The sequence below is a fragment of the Amycolatopsis sp. NBC_00345 genome, assembly GCF_036116635.1.
Taxonomy (GTDB): Bacteria; Actinomycetota; Actinomycetes; order Mycobacteriales; family Pseudonocardiaceae; genus Amycolatopsis.
On record NZ_CP107995.1, the window covers coordinates 1,210,590 to 1,227,369 of the forward strand.

The following is a 16,780-nucleotide window of genomic DNA, read 5'->3' on the forward strand; positions in this document are numbered from 1 at the left end:
GGGCTGTCAGCCCCACTGGTACTTGAGGAACTTCCCGTCCATGGTGACGACCACGCGCTCGCCGCCCGGGTCTTCCCGGCGGCCGACGTCGATCTTGAAGTTGATGGCGCTCATGATGCCGTCGCCGAACTGCTCGTGGATGAGCTCCTTGATGGTCGGCCCGTAGACCTGCAGGACCTCGTAGAACCGGTAGATCGTCGGGTCGGTCGGCACGGGGTCGGCCAGCGCGCCGCGCGTCGGCTGCAGCCGCAGGGCCGCCTCGACGTCCTCGGCGAGCTCCAGCACCTGGACGGCCTTCGCGGCCTTCTCCGCGGGCACCGGGTGCTGCCCGAGCAGGGCCGAGGTGGTCCACGCCAGCGGCGCGTCGAGCGTCTCGGCCAGCTGCGCCCAGCTCAGCCCCAACCGGGTCTTGGCCGCGAGCACCGCGTCGGCCGCTTCCTGTTTCGTCGTCATGTTTCCGCACGCTAGATCACCTCGTCCGGGAGGACCAGTGCCTCGGGGTTGTTCGCCGTCGGCGAGAGTGGTGGTGCCCGGGGCGGGCGGGCGCCAGAGTGGGGGCATGAGGCTTCTCGTACTGGGTGGAACGGCTTTTGTCGGGCGGACGGTGGCGGCGGAGGCGCTGCGGCGCGGCCACGAGGTGGTGTGCGCGGCGCGTGGGGAGTCCGGCGTGGTGCCGGACGGCGCCAAGCTGGTGCGTGTCGACCGGGACGCCGAGGACGGGCTCGCGCCGCTGGACGGCGAGGAGTTCGACGCGGTCGTGGACGTCGCGCCGCTGTCGTTCCCGTGGGTGGCGCGGGCGCTGCGCGCGCTCGGGGAACGCGCCGGGCACTGGACGTTCGTCTCCACGGTGAACGTCTACGCCGATGAGGCGACCCCCGGGCAGACCCCGGCCACCGGCCCGCTGCACGAGCCGCGCGAACAGCACGCCACGATCGAGCAGATGCGCGCCGAGGGCGGGACCGAGCTGTACGGGGCGATCAAGGTGGCGTCCGAGAACGCCGTGCGCGCGGCGATGGGGGAGCGCGCGTTCGTGGTGCGGCCCGGCCTGATCACCGGCCCCGGCGACGGCAGCGACCGGTTCGGCTACTGGCCCGGCCGTTTCGCCCGCGGCGGGCGTGTGCTCGTGCCGGCGGCGCCGGACCAGCCCGTGCAGCACCTCGATGTGCGCGACCTCGCCGAGTGGATCGTCACCGCCGCCGAGACCCGCCTGGGTGGCACCTTCGACGGCGTCGGCCCGGTCCACCGGCTCGGCGGGCTGCTGAAGGACATCGCGGCGGCGGTGGGCGGCGACGTCGAGCTGGTGCCCGCCACGGGCGACCAGCTGACGGCCGCCGGCGTCAACCCGTGGGGCGGGCCGCGTTCGCTGCCGCTGTGGTTGCCGGGTGATTACGCGGGCGTCGCCTCACACGATCCGGCGCCGTCCCTCGCGGCGGGCCTCCGGATCCGGCCGCTCGCCGACACCGTGGGCGCCGCCCTCGACACGGAGCGGGAGCTGGGCCTTGATCGCGAGCGACGCTCGGGGCTGTCGGCGGGGGAAGAAGCGGAGGTGTTGGCGGGGCTGTGAAACGGGGCAGCGACTGTCTGTTGTGGACGGTCGCCCGGTGGGCCGCGGGGATGGTCGCCCGGTGGAGTCCGGGGCGGGCTGGTGATCGGTCTGCCGGCTGAGTCCGCTATGGACAGTTCAGCTGGCGGCGAGCCATTTCGCGCGCCCGGCGCCCTCGGCACGGAGCGGGTGCTGGGCTTCGACCGCGAGCGACGCTCGGGGCTGTCGTCGGCGGAGGAAGCGGAGGTGTTGGCGGGTCTGTGAAACGGGGCGGCGACCGTCTGCAGTGGACGGTCGCCCGGTGGGCCACGGGGATGGTCGCCCGGTGGAGTCCGGGGCGGGGCTGGTGATCGGTCTGCCGGCTGAGTCCGCTATGGACAGTTCAGCTGGCGGCGAGCCACTTCGCGCGCCCGCCGCGGCCCGGCACCCAGCAGCCGCCGGAGGGGGCGTCGGCTGTGTCGTCTTCGGGCAGGGCGAGCAGTTCGGGGAACACTTCGGCGGCGGTGCCGGACGAGCGCCACAGCCAGGTCCGCGGCGTGAGCACCTGTTCCTCGGTGCCGGGCAGGCGCGCGGCGACGACGTCGTCCTCGGCGTTGAGCCGGATCACGTCCACCACCGAGCCGTGCGCCCGCACACCCACCACGGCGAGCACCTCGCCGTGCTCGTCGGCCGGGTGCACGAACTGGTAACCGCGGGAGATCAGTTCCCGGAGGCCGGCCTCGACGTCGAACGGAGCTGGGTCGGTCATGGCCCCCGCCTTCCGGTCCGGTACGTGCCGCCGTGGTCCCGGCGTTCGCTTCATCCCCTTGATGATCCGGACGCTAGCACGCTCACCCATTAGAGTGAGTAGACATACTTTGTCTTCTAGCCGAAAGTTTGATGTTCTGTAGAAGTAGTGACAACGCCGGGGAAAATGCACTCACCGGTACGCGAACCGCTCGGAGTCGCTGAGTCGACAAGATCTCGACGTTACTACGGCCAACTGTAGGGTGACACTTTGATCGACAAGTGTCACCACTGTCGGGTGGAAAGCCTGTTGGCGGCGTGGCAAGGACGGTTAGCATCGGAGGCGTCCCGCCGGCGGCTCCCACGCGCCGGGCCGGGAACGCGGGCGTGTCCGGCCGGTCCGTGGTTGACCCTGCTCTTGGTTGACGCTGTCCCTGGTTGACGCTGTTCTTGGTTGGCTCCTGTCCCCGGTTGACCCTGTAGCCGTGCCGCTCCCGTGTTCACACCCCTGGGGTCCGTGATGGTCCAGTACGCCCTGCTCGCCGGTGGCCTGCCGCTGGCCTACGCGCCCGCTTACCTGGCCTTTCTGCTGCGCCGGCGCAGCATCGGCGCCGGCCGCCCGCCGCTGTCGGCCGAGGAACTGCGTGCGATCGCCGACGTGCTGCCCCGGACCCGCCCGGTCGTCCCGGCCTCCGCGCCGTGCCCGCCGCCGCGGGCCAAGGACCCGAGCCCGGTGCTGCTGGCGGCCGAGCAGTGCGTGCCGTGCCTGAGCCGCCGCGCGCCGGTGGTTCCCGCGCCCCGCCGTCCGGAGTCCGTCCCGGCGCAACGGGCCGGAGCCCGCTGAGCCGTCTCGAACCGGGCGTCAGCGGAGCCGGCGCGGCGCCCCGAACCGGGCCGGGACGCCGGGGGAGAACAGCACGCTCACCGGTTCCCCGCTGACCGGGACACCGGAGGCGGGCACCAGTTCGTCGGAAAGGTGCAGCAGGGTCGCGCGGTGCAGCGGCCACTCCGGGTGGTCGTTGGGCACGTAGAGGGTGCGGCCGTGCCAGCGGACGTGCAGGCCCCAGCGCGCGGTCAGGAACCGGTCCAGCGCCGTGGGGTGCCGGACCGGCGGCCCGGTCCGCACCACAAGCGTGCTTTCCGTGTGCTGCCAACGCCTTCGGCAGTGGTAAGTGAGCACGTCGCCGTCGCGGTGGAGGCTCATCGACGACCACCGGTACGGCAGCGAGAACCCCAGCCGCCCGGCCAGCGCCGGGACGAGCCGCGCCGCGTCGAGCGACCGGAACACCACTCCACGGCGGCCCGCGCTGTCCATCGAGTACAGCCGCACGTTCGTCTCGCAGAAGCTCCCGAGGTACGGCACCGGCGGCCCGCCGAGCGGCCGCACGCGGTCCATCCGGAAGGGCACGAGCCCGGCGTACGTGACGTCGCCGAGCACGTCCGGCCGGGTGCCCGCGGGCAGCAGCCCGGCGACCGCCGCCGGGTCCACCGGCCAGTGCACGAACGTCAGGTCCCGCCACCACTGCGCCAGCACGCCCCGGCCCACGCGTCGCGGGCTCGTCACGCTGATCGGCTCCACGACGTTGTCCACTGCCCCCACGCTACGGAACGCGGTGACCGTCACGGCCTGGCACGAGCAGGGCGGGCACGACGGCGAGCGCGGTGAGCGCCACGGCGCACAGGAACGCCGTGCCGAACGCGCCCGTGGCGCCGCCCGACCTCGTAAGGACGGTGGCGAGCACTGCCGTCCCGAAGGAACCGCCCAGCTGCTGGAGCACGCGGACCAGCGCGCTCGCGTCGGGCAGGCGATCGCGCGGCACGTCGCGGAAAGCGCCGGACATCACGGCGACGTTGGCCATGCTCAGCGCGCCGCCGCGGACCACCAGGGCGGCGCCGAGCAGTACGAGGCTGGGATGCGTTCCGGCGAAGACGTAGGGGAGCGTCGCCACCGCCGCCAGCGTCACCCCGATCACGGCGAACCAGCGCGGCCCGGTCCGGTCGACCGCGGCGCCGACCCACCGCGTCAGCAGTGAGCCGACGCCCTGCAGGCCGAGGAAGAGCCCCGCGGCCAGCGCGTCCATCCCGCCGGCCCGCTGGTGGTAGAGCGGCAGCAGGAACATCGCGCCGTACAAGGAAAGCCCGCTGAAGAACAGCACCGCCGCCGCGGCCGCGAACGAGCGCACACGGAACAGGCTCAGATCGAGGCAGGCGCGCGCCTTCAGCCGGACTGAGCGGACGGTGAAGACCGCCAGCAGCGCGGCCCCGACCGCCAGCGGGCCGATGATCTTGGGCTCCCCGAATCCGCCGCCCTCGGCCGTTTCGGTGAGCGCGTAGATGAGGCCGACGAGCGCCGGGCCGAGCAAGAGCAAGCCGGGCCCGTCGAGCCGGCGGCGGCGCGCAGGGGCGTCGGCGGGCACGTACGCCAGGGCGAGGGCGAAGGCGGCCACGCAGACCGGGACGTTGACGAAGAAGATCGACCGCCACCCCGCCGTGGTCACCAGCGCGCCGCCGGTCAGCGGTCCCGCGATCGGGCCGATGAGCACCACGAGCGTGACGATCGTGAGCACCCGGCCGAGCTTCCGGGGCCCGGCGGCGCCCACCAGGATCGTCTGCAGCACCGGCTGCAGGATCCCGGCGCCCACACCCGTCACCGCGCGGAAGGCGACCAGGCTCGGCAGGTCCCACGCCAGCCCCGCGGCCACGGAGCCGGCCAGGAACAGCGCGAGGCCCAGCAGCCACAGGCGCCGTCCGCCGATCCGGTCGGTCGCCCAGGTGGTGACCGGGATGGTGACGGCCAGCGCGAGCAGGTAGCCGGTGGTCACCCACTGGACGTCGGCGACCCCGGCGTGGAACTGCGCGGCCAGCTGGGGCAGCGCGACGGTGACGATCGTCGTGTCGAGCAGCGGCGCGATGCCGCCGAGCACGAGCACGAGTGCGAGCCGGATCAGCGGCCGGCCGAGACGGTCCTCAACAGGGGACACAGCAGTATTAGACACAGTGTGTATCTAAACACGACTGGACCCGATTAGGAAACATTGTGTATCTTACGAGGGTGAGTACACCCCAGGTCCGGCGCCGCGGCGCCGCCCTCGAAGAAGCCCTGCTCGACGCCGCGTGGGCGGAGGTGAAGTCGGTGGGCTACGCGGCGCTGACCGTCGACGCCGTCGCGCGCCGCGCCGGCACCAGCCGTCCGGTGATCTACCGGCGCTGGGAGAACCGCGCGCAGCTCGTGCTGGCAGCGATGCGCGCGCACGTCACGTCGATCGCCGACGAGGTCCCGGACACGGGATCGCTGCGCTCGGACGCGCTGGCCGTGCTCCGCACCGCGATGGGCCGTTACCGGGACGTCGGCGCCGACGTGGTGAACGGCCTGCTGAGCGAGCTGGGCGACCTGCCCGCCGACGTTTTCGCGCTCGTGCCGGACGTCTTCCGCACGCTGACCACCCGCGCCACCGCCCGCGGCGAACTGCCCCCGGGTGAGGTCCCGCCCCACCTCCTGGACGTCCCGATGACCCTGGCCCGGTACGACGCCATCGTCACCCGGCGGCCCCCGTCGGAGGCCCGGCTGACCCAGATCGTGGACGACATCTTCCTGCCGTTGGTGCAGCGGCGGTGAATTCGCGGACCTGAGGGGTCCACTGTGGACAGGTGGGAGACGGGGCCGCCCCCAGGAAGGCCCCGCCTCCCGGCCGGGGTCAGCCGCAGTGGCCGGAGGGGGCGTCGAACTTCGTGGTGCCGATCGAGCCGCCCCAGGTGACGCACTGGCCGGCCGCCGAGGCGGTGACCGGGCCGGCGAACCAGGAGTACGGGCCGGAGTCGGTCTGGCGGGTGCTGCCGGCCACCTGGAGGTACGCGGCCGTCGCCGTGGCGGTGCCCGCGGCCGCCGCCTTCATCGTGGTCACGCAGTTCTTGCCGGTCGCCGCGTTGTAGGACAGGTAGACCGTGCCCTCGGCGCCGAGCGAGCCCTGGTCGACCACCGCGTAACCCGCGCCGCAGGCCGGGGCGCCGAGCTGGGCGTCGGTGAAGGTGGCCCAGCGGATCGCGGAGTACGGGCTGGTCGAGCCGGCCTCGAACAGGACGCCCGCCGTGCCGGCGGTGGCCGTCGTGCCGAGCGCGATGAGATCGGAGTACGCCGTGTCCTGGCTCCACACCAGGAACCCGTCGGTGTCGCCGGTCCAGCTGCCGCCCGCGTCGAACGACGAGCGGATGCGCAGCGCGTGCCGGTCATTGCACACCGAGGGCCCCGCGAACAGCAGCCGCGTGTACCGGCCGCCGGTGTCGGGCGTGCTCATCGCGACGGTCGAGCCCTGCACGTCCGGGGTCTTGGCCAGATCGGGCTCGGTGACGAACTTCTGGCTGAACGTCTGCCCGCCGTCCGAGCTGATCGCGTACGCGCGTTCCACTGTGGAGCACATGGTGCCCGCGTTGTTGCGCGCGGACGCGTAGATCCGGCCGTCCGGCAGCTCGGTGAGGCTGATCTCCTGCGGGTTGAGCGTTGTGCTCGCGTCGGTGGCGCCGCGGTGCCAGGTGGCGCCCCGGTCGTCGCTGTAGGCGATCGAGCCGGTGCCCGGCGAGTTGCTGGTCAGCTGATAGCTCATCCCGGCGACGATCCGTCCTTTGTGGGCACCGCGGGTGAGCACCGACGCGTGCGACGGCCCGGTCGCGAGCCAGCCCGGCGCCGTCGTGAAGCCGAGCTGCGTCGTGAGCACCTGCGGCGCGGCCCACGTGGCGCCGTTGTCCTTGCTGATGCTGACGCGCGGTGTCCGCCCGCACGAGGCGTGCGGGGCGATGCACTGCATCACCGACAGCAGCACGACCCGCCCGTCCGGCTCGGCCTCGGTCGGCGGGAGGACCACGGGGGTCGGGTTGCCCTTGGTGTCGCCGAAGCCCTGGATGACGATCTGCGGCGTCGCGGACCAGGTCTTCCCGTTGTCCTTGGACCGCTTCATGACGAGGTCGATGTCACCCGCGTCGGCACAGCTGTTCTTGCGGCCCTCGGCGAACGCGAGCAGGTCGCCGTTGGCAGCCTTGACGATCGCCGGGATGCGGAAGCACGAGTAGCCGTTCGTGCCCGCCTGGTACACCACGGTGGTGGCCGCGTCCGCCGAAGCGGCGGGGACCGCGCCCGGCAACACGGCCACCGCGGCGACTCCGGCGAGGCCCGCGAGCAGCGCTCGCACGGCACGTCTGATCTTCACTGTCCGTCTCCGTCCTGGGGAGTAAAAGTGCTCCCCAGGCTCCGGTGCCGCCGTACACACCTCGTACAACTGCGGCGGAAACACCTTTGTACCAACGGAAAGTGTTTCCCCTACGGTGACCTCGCCGTTATCATCCCACGTCCTACCTGTGGCTACTGGGCCAGCCGGGGGAACAGGGCTTCCGCCGAAGTGCGGTGCACGGCGGCCAGCTCGGCCTCCGACAGGTCCTCATAGGTGTCCAGCCAGGTGTCGTACTTCTTCCGCGACGGGGCCGGGTTGAAGGGGAAGTCGCTGCCGTACAGGATGTGGCCCGGGGCGGCGAAGGCGAGCAGTGACGGCAGGGACGTCGGCGTCGAGGACAGGGCCGTGTCGAAGTAGAAGCGGCGCAGGCCCTCGAAGATGCTTTCCTCGGTGGTGTCCGGGTTGAACATCGAGGCGAAAGTGAAGCGGTGCGCGGCGTAGGGCAGGAACCCGCCGGCGTGCGAAAGGATCACGCGCAGCCGCGGGTGGCGGTCGAAGACGCCGTTCGCCACCAGGTGCAGTGCGCTGCGCGTGGTGTCGAACGGGAAGTCCAGCACCGGGCTCGGCAGGCCCTCGAGCCGGGGCATCGGCGGCTCGGCCGGGTGCACGAACACCACCGCCGAGCGCGCGTCCAGCTCCGTCCACAGTGGCTCGTACGACGGGTCGCCCAGGTAACGCCCGTGCGCGTTGGACAGCACTGCGACGCCGTCCGCGTGCAGTTCGTCCAGCGCGCGCACCGCTTCGGCGGTCGCGCCCTCGACGTCCGGCAGCGGCAGCACGGCGAACTGGCCGAAGCGGTCGGGCCGGTCCTTGACGAGTTCGGCGTGGTAGTCGTTCGTCGCCCGGGCCAGCTCGCGCGCGGCGGCGTCGTCGCCGAAGTGGACGCCCGGGGCGCTGATCGACAGCACGCCGGTGGCGATCCTGGCCTCGTCCATCATCGCGAGCGCGGTCTTCGGGTCCCAGTCCGGCACCGGCCAGCCGCCCGGGGTCCGCCCACTGCCGGTGAACGCGCGCTGGTACTCGGGCGGGAGCAGGTGCTGGTGGACGTCGATCTTTCCGGTCATGGTCGCTAGGCTCCTAATAACTAGGTTGCTAACTATTGTGCTGCTAAGGTACCACTCGTGAAGACCACCGCGCTGACCGATCCCGAAGCCGACGAGCTCGCCCAGGCCGCCGACGAGCTGTTCTTCGCGATGCGCAAGGCGCGTTCGGCGGGCGCGGACCAGGACGGCGGCCTTTCCCTGCCGCAGCTCACGCTCCTGGAACCGCTGGTGGCCGAGGCGGAGCTGCCCGTGGGCCGCCTCGCGGCCGCCGCCGACGTCACCATCCCCACCGCCACCCGCATGCTGCAACAGCTGGAGACGGCCGGCGTCGTCACCCGGCGGCGTTCCCCGGAGGACGAGCGGAAGGTCATGGTCGGCCTGACCGAGGACGGGGTCACCCGGCTGACCCGCCTGATCGCCCGCCGGCGTGAGCGCCAGGCCCTCGCGTTCGAGGAGTTCACCGCGGCCGAGCGCCGTCAGCTGGTCGCGCTCCTCGGGCGGCTGACCGGGGTGATGAAGGAGTTCAGGGAATCGCCCTGAGCGGTGAACCGGACGGCGCGCACCCCCGTGTAGGGGAGAACTGCTTCGAGGGAAAGGATCCTCGTGTCTCCCTTCACGCGTTCACGGTCGCGCCCCGCCGCCGAGCCGCCTGACACTGAGCTACCCGACACCGAGCTACCTGACGCCGAGTCGACCGACACTGAGCCGTCGGCTGCTGAGCCGCCCGTCCGCAGCCGGGCCCGGCGTGTGGCGGCCGTGGTGCTGACCGTCGCGGCCGGCCTGCTCGTGCTGTTCGGCCTGCTCGCGCCGATCACGCTGGGCGCGATGACGCCCACGGCGTTCCTGCGGCTGCCCGTCGAGGCGCTGGTGGTCGCCGGGCTCGCGGTGGTGCTGCCGCCGCGCTGGCGGCGGGTGCTGGCCGTGGTGGCCGGCGCCGGGCTGGGTGTGCTGACCGTGCTGAAGGTCGTCGACCTGGGCTTCGACGAGGTGCTGAGCCGGCCGTTCGACCCGGTCCTCGACTGGAGTTTCGTCAGCGCCGGCCTGGACTTCCTCGCCGGCGAGCTGGGCGGGCCGGGCTCGATCGCGGCTGCGGCCGGGGTGGTGGCGGTGATCCTCGCGGTGGTCGTGTTCACCACACTGGCCGTGCTGCGCCTGACGCGGCTCGCGGCCGGGCGGCGCACGGGGTCCACCCGCGTGATCGCCGTGCTCGGCGTGGTCTGGATCGCCTGCGCGGTGTCCGGAGTGGAGCTGGCGCCCGGTCAGCCCGTCGCGTCGCGCAGCGCCGCCAACCTCGCGTACGCCGACCTGCGGCAGGTGGGCACGGACTTGAACGACAGCCAGGAGTTCGCGGACGAGCTGGCCACCGACGCGTTCCGCGCCACCCCCGGTGACCAGCTGCTCAACGGCCTGCGTGGCAAGGACGTGCTGCTCACCTTCGTGGAGAGTTACGGCCAGTTCGCGATCCAGGGCTCCGACATCGCCCCGGCGATCGACGCGCAGCTCGACGCCGGCACGGCCAGCCTGCGCTCGGCCGGGTTCTCCGCGCGCAGCGCGTTCCTCGACTCGTCCACCTTCGGCGGTGGCAGCTGGCTCGCGCACTCCACGGTGCAGTCGGGCACCTGGGTCGACAACCAGCAGCGATACAACGACCTCCTGGCGAGCGACCGGCTTTCGCTGACCCGCGCGTTCGGCCGGGCGGGCTGGAAAACGGTGCAGGACGTGCCCGCCCACACCCAGCCGTGGCCGGAGGGCCGGTACTACGGCTTCGGGCAGTACTACGACGCGCACGGCGTCGGCTACCAGGGTCCGGGCTTCGCCTACGCGACGATGCCCGACCAGTACACGTTTTCCGCGCTGCAGCACAACGAGCTGGCGGCGAAGGACCGCCGCCCGGTGATGGCCGAGATCGACCTGGTGTCGAGCCACGCGCCGTGGTCGCCGCGTCCGTCCCTTGTGGACTGGAATCGGGTCGGCAACGGCTCGGTCTTCGCCCCGATGCCCGCCGCGGGGGAGGCCCCGGACTCGGTGTGGCGCGACCCGGACCGCATCCGCGCGGCGTACGGCGCGGCCATCCAGTACTCGCTCGACACACTCGTCTCATACCTGAAGACCTATGGCACCGAGAACACCGTCCTGATCTTCCTCGGCGACCACCAGCCCCCGGTCGTCACGCCGCCGGGCGTCTCGCACCAGGTGCCGGTCACGATCGTGGCGAAGGACCCGGCCGTCCTGGACCGCATCGGCTCCTGGCACTGGCAGGACGGCCTCCGCCCGGCCGCCACCGCGCCGGTCTGGCGCATGGACACCTTCCGGGACCGGTTCCTGACGGCGTTCGCGAAGTAGCGTGCCGGTCCCGCGCGGGGCCACGGGATCGGGGAAGCTGTCGTGGTGAGCAGCGAGAGCGAGGCCCAGCCGGTGACTGACGGCCAAGGGGCGGGCTACCGCCGATCGGCCGGGTCGGCGCGGGGCGAGGCGCGGCGGCGAGAGTTGCTGGAGCGCGTGACGGACGACCTGGCCGTCAACGGGCTCGTCGACTTCTCGCTGCGGCGGGCCGCGCGTGCCGCGGGTGCCACGCACAAGGTGCTGCTCTACCACTTCGAGAGCGCGGAGGACCTGCTCGGCCAGGCCGTCTTCACGCTGCGCGAGCGGCGGATCGGCAACGCGATGGCGGCCATGGCCGAGGGGGCCGAGCGGCGCACGCTGGCCGAGCGGGTGCGCGTCGCGTGGCACACGTTGCGCGACGAGGACCCCGGGCTGCAGCGGGTGCTCGACCAGGCCATCGGGCTTGCCATGTACGACCCCGCGCGGTACGGCGAGCTGGGCCACGGCGCGTCGGGCCAGTACCTGCCGCTGCTCGTCTCGTTCTGCCCCGAGCACTGGACCGGGCCGCGCAAGCTGGAGGTGGCGCAGATGGTCCTCGCGACCCTGCGCGGGTTCACCGTGCACCGCGCCATCGGCGGCGATTCCGACGGCGCCGCGGCGGGGTTCGCGGCGCTCGTGCGCGCGCTCGACCACGAGGAGGCCTAAGCGCCGCACGATGGACAGTTTGCGAACCACGTGGTTCACTTCTCTCGGCGGGACGAGTCCGGGAGGTCGGCATGCAGCGTGAAAAGGTCAGGTTCGACAGTGGCGGGACGGAGTGCGCCGCCTGGCACTACCCGGGGACGAACGGCGCGTGCCTGGTCATGGCGGGCGGCTTCGCCGTGACCAAGGAGCCCGGCACGGACCTGTTCGCGAAACGGTTCCAGGACCAGGGATTCGGCGTGCTGGCCTTCGACTACCGCCACCTCGGCGAGAGCGGCGGCACGCCTCGCCAGGTCGTGCGCGTGCGGGAGCAGCTGGCCGACTGGCACGCCGCGATCGGCTTCGCGCGGACGTTGCCGGAGGTCGACCCGGCGCGCGTGGGGATCTGGGCGTTCTCCGCGTCCGGCGGCCACGTTTTCCCGGTGGCCGCCCAGGATCCGCGGCTCGCGGCCGCGATCGCGCAGACGCCGAACGCGGACGGCCCGGCCACCGCCCGCAACGCCGCGCGGTACCAGAAGCCGTTCGCGATGCTGCGGTTCACCGGACGCGGGATCCTCGACGCGCTCGGCAGCCTCGTCGGGCTCCGGCCGCGGCTGGTCGCGCTCGCCGGGCCGCCCGGCACCGTCGCGCTGCTCACCACGCCCGACTCGCTTGACACCGATCGCGCGCTGCACTCCGAGCGGTATCCGGACTGGCACCAGGCCGTGGCCGCCCGCTCGGCGCTACGGCTGACGCTCTACCGGCCCGGCCGTGCGGCGTCACGCGTGCGCTGCCCGCTGCTCGTGGTCGTCGCCGACCAGGACCGGTCGGCCCTCGCGGAGCCGGCCGCCACCGCTGTCCGCCGCGCGCCCCGGGGTGAGCTGGTGCGGGTGCCCGGCGGGCACTACGCGCCGTTCCTCGACGAGCACGAGCACGTCGTCGAGGCCGAGATTTCCTTTCTGCGCCAACACCTTCTGACGCCCGCGCGGACGGGGACGCCCCCGGCCTGACCCGGCCGCTCAGCGTTCCAGCGGGACCGCCGTCGCGGCGGCGAAACGGGGTGACTCCGCCTCGTCGAGCATGGCCGCGGCGACGGTCGCGCGGCTGACCCGCGCGGGGAAGAGCCGTTTCGGGACGTCGCCGAGGCCGACGGTGCGGCGGGTGCCGCTCACCGGCCCGGCCGACAGCGGGCCGGCGTGGAACACGGTGCCGCCCGCGGCCAGTATCGCGGTGTCGGCGCCGACCTTGTCGGGGATTTCCTTGCGCAGGACCAGCTTCAGCAACGTCCGGGTCACCGGGCCCGCGGCGGCGGCCGACGCGCCGGTGCCGAAGGCGCCGAGCCACAGCACCCGGCCGGGCCGGGCGTCCAGCACCGCCCGCGCGCCCGCCGTCAGCGTGCCCGGCGGGTCTCCGGCCGCGACGCCGAGGCCGGACAGCACCACCGGGGCGTCCCGCAGGGCCCGGGCGACGGACTCCGGATCGTGCACGTCGGCGGCCACCCGGCGCAGCCGTCCGGAACCCGTGACCTCGATGCGCTCGGGCCGCCGCGCGACGGCCGTCACGGTGTGCCCGCGGGCCAGTGCCTGGCGGGTCAATTCCAGCCCGGTGCCGCCCGAGGCGGCGAGAATCGTCAGTTCCACCGCGATCAGTCCACAGTAGACAGGACGGTGACCGCGGCCTCGTGCAGCGCGGGCGCCGCGACGAGCACGTCCGGGCTGCCGGGACGCCACGGCGAGCCGTCGATCCGGGTCGCGATGCCACCCGCCTCGGTGGCCAGCAGCATCCCCGCCGCGGTCCCGGACAGCACCGGTCCGTACTGCCAGAACACGTCGTTCTGCCCGTTCGCGAGCAGCAGCATCGGGAACGTCGACGGCACGGACATCCGGACCGCCAGCGCGCGGCCCAGCATGGCCGTCACCGACTCGCCGATCCGGCGGTACGTGCCCGCCTGCCCCGGCTCGGCCTGCCCGGTGGTGACGATCGCCGCGTCGAGGTCCCGCTTCGCGGAGACGTGCAGCCTTACTCCGTCACGCCAGGCGCCCTCGCCGTGCGCGGCGGTGTAGGTGAGGTCGCCGATCGGCTGGTGCACAACGGCCAGCACGGGCGCCCCGTCACGCAGCAAGGTCACGCTGACCGCCCACTCGGCCAGGCCGTGCACGTGGTTGACGTTGCCCTCCACCGCGTCGACCGCCCACCACTCGCCGGGTGGCAGCCCGGTCGTCTCCTGGTCCTCTTCGACCCAGCCGGCGCCGGGCCGCGCGGCCGCGAGTTCGGCGCGCAGGCCGTCGAGGGCCACGGTGTCGTTGCGGCGGACCGCGGTGTACATGTCGGCGCGGCCGGCCGGGCGCGCGTCGGGGGAGTGGACGGCGAGCAGCCGGGCGCCCGCTTTCTTGGCGGCTTCGGTGACGGTGGTGGACAGGGTCATGGGGTGCCTCCAGGGTTTCGGTGATCTCCTGCCCCCGACGCTAGGTCGGTCCACTCATGACTTCCAGTGCAATCTCGGCAACTCAACAGTTACCCTCGTGCAGGTGGACCTCAACCTGCTCGTCGCCCTCGACGCCCTGCTCGAAGAGAACAGCGTCGCCGCGGCGGCCGACCGGCTCCGGCTCTCCGCCCCGGCGATGAGCCGCACCCTGGCCCGGATCCGGCGGGCGACCGGCGACGACATCCTGGTCCGCACCGGCCGCACGATGAGCCCGACGCCGCGCGCGCTCGAACTGCGCGACGAGGCGCACGAGCTGGTCCGCCGCGCCGCCGCCGTGCTCACCCCCGCGCGGGAGCTGGACCTGGACGGGCTCGAGCGCGTGTTCACCGTGCGTGGGCACGACGCGCTGGTCGACGCGCTGGCCCCGTTGCTGGTCGGCGCGATCGCCGCCGTGGCCCCGCGGGCCGGGCTGCGGCTGCTGGCCGAGACGTCGGCCGACAGCACCGATCTCGCGCGCGGCCACGTCGACCTGGAGGTGGGCGCGACCCGGCCGGAGCGGCCCGAGATCGCGGCCGAGACGATCGGGTCCGACCGGGTGGTGGCCGTCGTCCGGCGCGGTCACCCACTCGCCGGCGGCGACCTCACGCCGGAGCGCTTCGCCGCCGCCGTGCACGTGTCGGTTTCGCGCCGCGGCCGCCGCCACGGCGCGATCGACGAGGCGCTGACCGGGCTCGGGCTGAGCCGCCGGGTGATCGCGTCCCTGCCCACCAGCGCGGCCGCGCTGGACCTCGCGGCGGGCAGCGACGTGGTCGCCGTGGTCGCCGAACGCGTCTGCCGTCCTTTGTGGACGAAACGGGACCTGGTGGTCCGGGTGCTGCCGTTCACCCTGCCGGCGGTGCCGGTGGTGCTCGCCTGGCACCACCGGCACGACAGCGACCCGGCCCACGCCTGGCTCCGCGACGAGGTCCGGCGCGCGCTGGAAACCGTGGTCGCGCCGGACGGCGGGCTCACGCCGTGACGAGCCGGTCCTCGCGGGCGGCGGCGCGGCGGTCCGACCGGCCGGACAGCAGCGCCAGGCCGAGCGCGAGCACCGTCATCACGGCGCCGACCCAGTTGGTCGACGCGTAGCCGTAGCCGGCCGTGATCACCACGCCGCCCAGCCACGCGGCGAGCGCGTTGCCGAGGTTGAACGCGCCGATGTTCACCGCCGACGCGACGGTCGGGGCCGCCTCGGCGCTCGCCAGCATCCGCATCTGCAGCGGGGGCACCGTCGCGAAACCGAAGCCGCCCAACAGGAACAGCGTGACGATGGCGGGCACGGCGGCGTGCGCGGTGAAGGCGAACACGGCCAGCACCACGGCGAGCGCGGCCAGCACCGTGTACAGCGTCGGCATCAGCGCGCGGTCGGCGAACCGGCCGCCGAGCAGGTTGCCCAGCACCAGCCCGACGCCGAAGAGCACCAGCAGCCAGCTGACCGCGCCCGCGGGCAGCCCGGCGACCTCGGTCATCATCGGCGCGATGTAGGTGAAGGACGCGAACACCCCGCCGAAGCCGAGCACCGTCGTCCCGATCGCCAGCCACACGCGCGGGTGGCGGAACACGGCGAACTCGGCGCCGATGCGGGCGTTCACGGGCCGCGCGGTGTCCGGCACGAGCGCGGCCACGCCGAGCAGGCCGAGCACCCCGAGCCCGGCGACGACCCAGAACGTCGCGCGCCAGCCGAGGTCCTGGCCGATGAACGTGCCCATCGGCACCCCGAGCACGTTGGCCAGCGTCAGCCCGGTGAACATCAGCGCGATGGCGCTGGCCTTCTTCTCGGGCTTGACCAGGTCGGCGGCCACCACGGAGCCGACGCCGAAGAACGCGCCGTGCGTGAGCGCCGCGACGATCCGGCCGGCCATCAGCAGGCCGTAGCCCGGGGCCAGCGCGGACAGCACGTTGCCGGCGATGAACAGGGCCATCAGCAGCAGGAGCAGGTGCTTGCGGCGCATGCGCGTGCCGAGCGCGGTCATCGGCAGCGCGCCGGCCGCCACGCTCAGCGCGTACCCGGTGATGAGCCAGCCCGCCGCGGGGATGGACACCCCGAATTCGACGGCGACCTCGGGGAGCAGCCCCGCGATCACGAACTCCGTGGTGCCGATGCCGAACGCGCCGATGGCCAGCGCGAGCAGAGCGAGCGGCATGGTGCTTCCTCCTGAGTGGTGGTGAGCGTTAGCTGTGCGTGCGAGAACTACCGTCGCTTACAATAGTTGCATACGCCGTATATATGCCAGAGCTGACTACGGGTGTGATCAGCTAGACTCGGGGGTGGCCGGACCGGCGGTGCCCGGCCGGCGCCGAAGGAGGTCAGGCCATGTCGTTGTCCGACGACGCCGAGGAAGCCCGCGCCCAGGGCTGGCGCACGCTGGCGGCCCTGCACGCGCGGCTGGAGACCCGCATCGAGCGCGGCCTGCAGGCGGGGCACAAGCTGGGCGTGAGCGAGTACAGCGTGCTCGACCTGCTCAGCCGCCAGGACGGCTGGCACATGCGGATGCAGCAGCTCGCGCGCGCCGTCGTGCTCAGCCAGAGCGCGACCACCCGCCTGGTCGCCCGGCTGGAGAAGCAGGGCTACCTCGCCCGTTACCTGTGCGAAGACGACCGCCGCGGCATCTACACCGAGGTCACCGACGCCGGCCGCGCGCTGCTGGCCGAGGCCCGGCCCACGCACGACACGGCGTTGCGCGAGGCGCTGGAAGAGGCCGCCGAGATGCCGGAGCTGCAGCCCTTGGTCGAGGCCGTGAACCAGCAGGCGCTGGCCCGCGGCTGAGGGGTCCCCGTGGTT

At 73.1% G+C, this 16,780-nt stretch carries 19 protein-coding genes; 10 read left to right on the plus strand and 9 right to left on the minus strand.

Annotated features, from left to right (window positions below; genetic code table 11):
* Positions 1 to 6: 6 nt before the first annotated feature.
* The gene (gene cynS, locus OG943_RS05535; protein ID WP_328608584.1) at positions 7 to 453 is read right to left on the minus strand and encodes a cyanase; all 447 of its coding nucleotides are present in this window, start codon (positions 451 to 453) and stop codon (positions 7 to 9) included.
* A gap of 106 nt (positions 454 to 559) precedes the next feature.
* Between cynS and OG943_RS05540 the strand changes: the two genes are divergently transcribed.
* Positions 560 to 1,564: an NAD-dependent epimerase/dehydratase family protein gene (locus OG943_RS05540; RefSeq protein WP_328608585.1), complete on the plus strand. Its 1,005-nt coding sequence runs from the start codon at positions 560 to 562 to the stop codon at positions 1,562 to 1,564.
* 108 nt (positions 1,565 to 1,672) lie between these two features.
* On the plus strand, positions 1,673 to 1,807 hold the full coding sequence (locus OG943_RS05545; RefSeq protein ID WP_328608586.1) for a hypothetical protein: 135 nt from the start codon (positions 1,673 to 1,675) through the stop codon (positions 1,805 to 1,807).
* Between the two features lie 118 nt (positions 1,808 to 1,925).
* On the opposite strand, the gene OG943_RS05550 is transcribed toward OG943_RS05545, so the two are convergent.
* Positions 1,926 to 2,291 (minus strand): hypothetical protein, encoded by a 366-nt coding sequence (locus OG943_RS05550; protein WP_328608587.1) that lies wholly within the window; start codon positions 2,289 to 2,291, stop codon positions 1,926 to 1,928.
* Between the two features lie 474 nt (positions 2,292 to 2,765).
* On the opposite strand from OG943_RS05550, the gene OG943_RS05555 reads away from it, so the two are divergent.
* The gene (locus OG943_RS05555; RefSeq protein WP_328608588.1) at positions 2,766 to 3,113 is read left to right on the plus strand and encodes a hypothetical protein; all 348 of its coding nucleotides are present in this window, start codon (positions 2,766 to 2,768) and stop codon (positions 3,111 to 3,113) included.
* A gap of 18 nt (positions 3,114 to 3,131) precedes the next feature.
* Here the strand turns inward: OG943_RS05555 and OG943_RS05560 are convergent, their stop codons facing one another.
* Entirely contained in the window at positions 3,132 to 3,860 is a 729-nt protein-coding gene (locus OG943_RS05560) for a YqjF family protein (RefSeq protein WP_328608589.1), read from the minus strand.
* 10 nt (positions 3,861 to 3,870) lie between these two features.
* A complete protein-coding gene (locus tag OG943_RS05565) occupies positions 3,871 to 5,250 on the minus strand; it encodes a DHA2 family efflux MFS transporter permease subunit (RefSeq protein ID WP_328608590.1) in 1,380 nt (459 codons plus the stop codon).
* A 71-nt stretch (positions 5,251 to 5,321) separates the two neighbouring features.
* Here OG943_RS05565 and OG943_RS05570 point away from each other — a divergent pair, with 71 nt between their 5' ends.
* Positions 5,322 to 5,885: a TetR/AcrR family transcriptional regulator gene (locus OG943_RS05570; RefSeq protein ID WP_328608591.1), complete on the plus strand. Its 564-nt coding sequence runs from the start codon at positions 5,322 to 5,324 to the stop codon at positions 5,883 to 5,885.
* A 79-nt stretch (positions 5,886 to 5,964) separates the two neighbouring features.
* Here OG943_RS05570 and OG943_RS05575 read toward each other — a convergent pair whose 3' ends face one another.
* Both OG943_RS05575 and OG943_RS05580 read right to left on the minus strand, forming a co-directional pair.
* Complete coding sequence (locus tag OG943_RS05575; RefSeq protein ID WP_328608592.1) at positions 5,965 to 7,467, minus strand: sialidase family protein; 1,503 nt, start codon at positions 7,465 to 7,467, stop codon at positions 5,965 to 5,967.
* Between the two features lie 152 nt (positions 7,468 to 7,619).
* Positions 7,620 to 8,552, minus strand: coding sequence for an amidohydrolase family protein (locus tag OG943_RS05580; protein ID WP_328608593.1), 933 nt, complete (start codon positions 8,550 to 8,552; stop codon positions 7,620 to 7,622).
* A gap of 57 nt (positions 8,553 to 8,609) precedes the next feature.
* Here OG943_RS05580 and OG943_RS05585 point away from each other — a divergent pair, with 57 nt between their 5' ends.
* The 4 genes from OG943_RS05585 to OG943_RS05600 all read left to right on the plus strand — a co-directional run bounded on the left by OG943_RS05585 (position 8,610) and on the right by OG943_RS05600 (position 12,544).
* The gene (locus OG943_RS05585; protein ID WP_328608594.1) at positions 8,610 to 9,071 is read left to right on the plus strand and encodes a MarR family winged helix-turn-helix transcriptional regulator; all 462 of its coding nucleotides are present in this window, start codon (positions 8,610 to 8,612) and stop codon (positions 9,069 to 9,071) included.
* Between the two features lie 216 nt (positions 9,072 to 9,287).
* Complete coding sequence (locus OG943_RS05590; protein ID WP_328608595.1) at positions 9,288 to 10,874, plus strand: sulfatase; 1,587 nt, start codon at positions 9,288 to 9,290, stop codon at positions 10,872 to 10,874.
* Between the two features lie 45 nt (positions 10,875 to 10,919).
* Positions 10,920 to 11,558: a TetR/AcrR family transcriptional regulator gene (locus OG943_RS05595; RefSeq protein WP_328608596.1), complete on the plus strand. Its 639-nt coding sequence runs from the start codon at positions 10,920 to 10,922 to the stop codon at positions 11,556 to 11,558.
* Between the two features lie 71 nt (positions 11,559 to 11,629).
* Complete coding sequence (locus OG943_RS05600) at positions 11,630 to 12,544, plus strand: alpha/beta hydrolase (RefSeq protein ID WP_328608597.1); 915 nt, start codon at positions 11,630 to 11,632, stop codon at positions 12,542 to 12,544.
* Positions 12,545 to 12,553: 9 nt separating this feature from the next.
* Here OG943_RS05600 and OG943_RS05605 read toward each other — a convergent pair whose 3' ends face one another.
* Together OG943_RS05605 and OG943_RS05610 are read right to left on the minus strand one after the other, a co-directional pair.
* On the minus strand, positions 12,554 to 13,174 hold the full coding sequence (locus OG943_RS05605; RefSeq protein ID WP_328608598.1) for an NAD(P)-dependent oxidoreductase: 621 nt from the start codon (positions 13,172 to 13,174) through the stop codon (positions 12,554 to 12,556).
* Between the two features lie 5 nt (positions 13,175 to 13,179).
* Positions 13,180 to 13,959: an inositol monophosphatase family protein gene (locus tag OG943_RS05610; protein WP_328608599.1), complete on the minus strand. Its 780-nt coding sequence runs from the start codon at positions 13,957 to 13,959 to the stop codon at positions 13,180 to 13,182.
* 103 nt (positions 13,960 to 14,062) lie between these two features.
* Between OG943_RS05610 and OG943_RS05615 the strand changes: the two genes are divergently transcribed.
* Positions 14,063 to 14,977 carry a LysR family transcriptional regulator gene (locus OG943_RS05615; RefSeq protein ID WP_328608600.1) on the plus strand — a complete coding sequence of 305 codons (915 nt, stop codon included), beginning with the start codon at positions 14,063 to 14,065 and terminating at the stop codon, positions 14,975 to 14,977.
* Here the strand turns inward: OG943_RS05615 and OG943_RS05620 are convergent.
* Positions 14,967 to 16,142: an MFS transporter gene (locus tag OG943_RS05620; RefSeq protein WP_328608601.1), complete on the minus strand. Its 1,176-nt coding sequence runs from the start codon at positions 16,140 to 16,142 to the stop codon at positions 14,967 to 14,969. The genes OG943_RS05615 and OG943_RS05620 overlap by 11 nt on opposite strands.
* A gap of 170 nt (positions 16,143 to 16,312) precedes the next feature.
* Here OG943_RS05620 and OG943_RS05625 point away from each other — a divergent pair, with 170 nt between their 5' ends.
* Positions 16,313 to 16,765 carry a MarR family winged helix-turn-helix transcriptional regulator gene (locus OG943_RS05625; RefSeq protein WP_328608602.1) on the plus strand — a complete coding sequence of 151 codons (453 nt, stop codon included), beginning with the start codon at positions 16,313 to 16,315 and terminating at the stop codon, positions 16,763 to 16,765.
* Positions 16,766 to 16,780 lie beyond the last annotated feature (15 nt).

What these genes read in the sequence shown, in the direction of transcription:
- OG943_RS05625 (WP_328608602.1), top strand. Translation starts at nt 16,313, where the DNA reads ATGTCGTTGTCCGACGACGCCGAGGAAGCCCGCGCCCAGGGCTGGCGC.
- OG943_RS05540 (WP_328608585.1), top strand. Translation starts at nt 560, where the DNA reads ATGAGGCTTCTCGTACTGGGTGGAACGGCTTTTGTCGGGCGGACGGTG.
- cynS (WP_328608584.1), bottom strand. Translation starts at nt 453, where the DNA reads ATGACGACGAAACAGGAAGCGGCCGACGCGGTGCTCGCGGCCAAGACC.
- OG943_RS05600 (WP_328608597.1), top strand. Translation starts at nt 11,630, where the DNA reads ATGCAGCGTGAAAAGGTCAGGTTCGACAGTGGCGGGACGGAGTGCGCC.
- OG943_RS05620 (WP_328608601.1), bottom strand. Translation starts at nt 16,142, where the DNA reads ATGCCGCTCGCTCTGCTCGCGCTGGCCATCGGCGCGTTCGGCATCGGC.
- OG943_RS05610 (WP_328608599.1), bottom strand. Translation starts at nt 13,959, where the DNA reads ATGACCCTGTCCACCACCGTCACCGAAGCCGCCAAGAAAGCGGGCGCC.
- OG943_RS05580 (WP_328608593.1), bottom strand. Translation starts at nt 8,552, where the DNA reads ATGACCGGAAAGATCGACGTCCACCAGCACCTGCTCCCGCCCGAGTAC.
- OG943_RS05545 (WP_328608586.1), top strand. Translation starts at nt 1,673, where the DNA reads ATGGACAGTTCAGCTGGCGGCGAGCCATTTCGCGCGCCCGGCGCCCTC.
- OG943_RS05550 (WP_328608587.1), bottom strand. Translation starts at nt 2,291, where the DNA reads ATGACCGACCCAGCTCCGTTCGACGTCGAGGCCGGCCTCCGGGAACTG.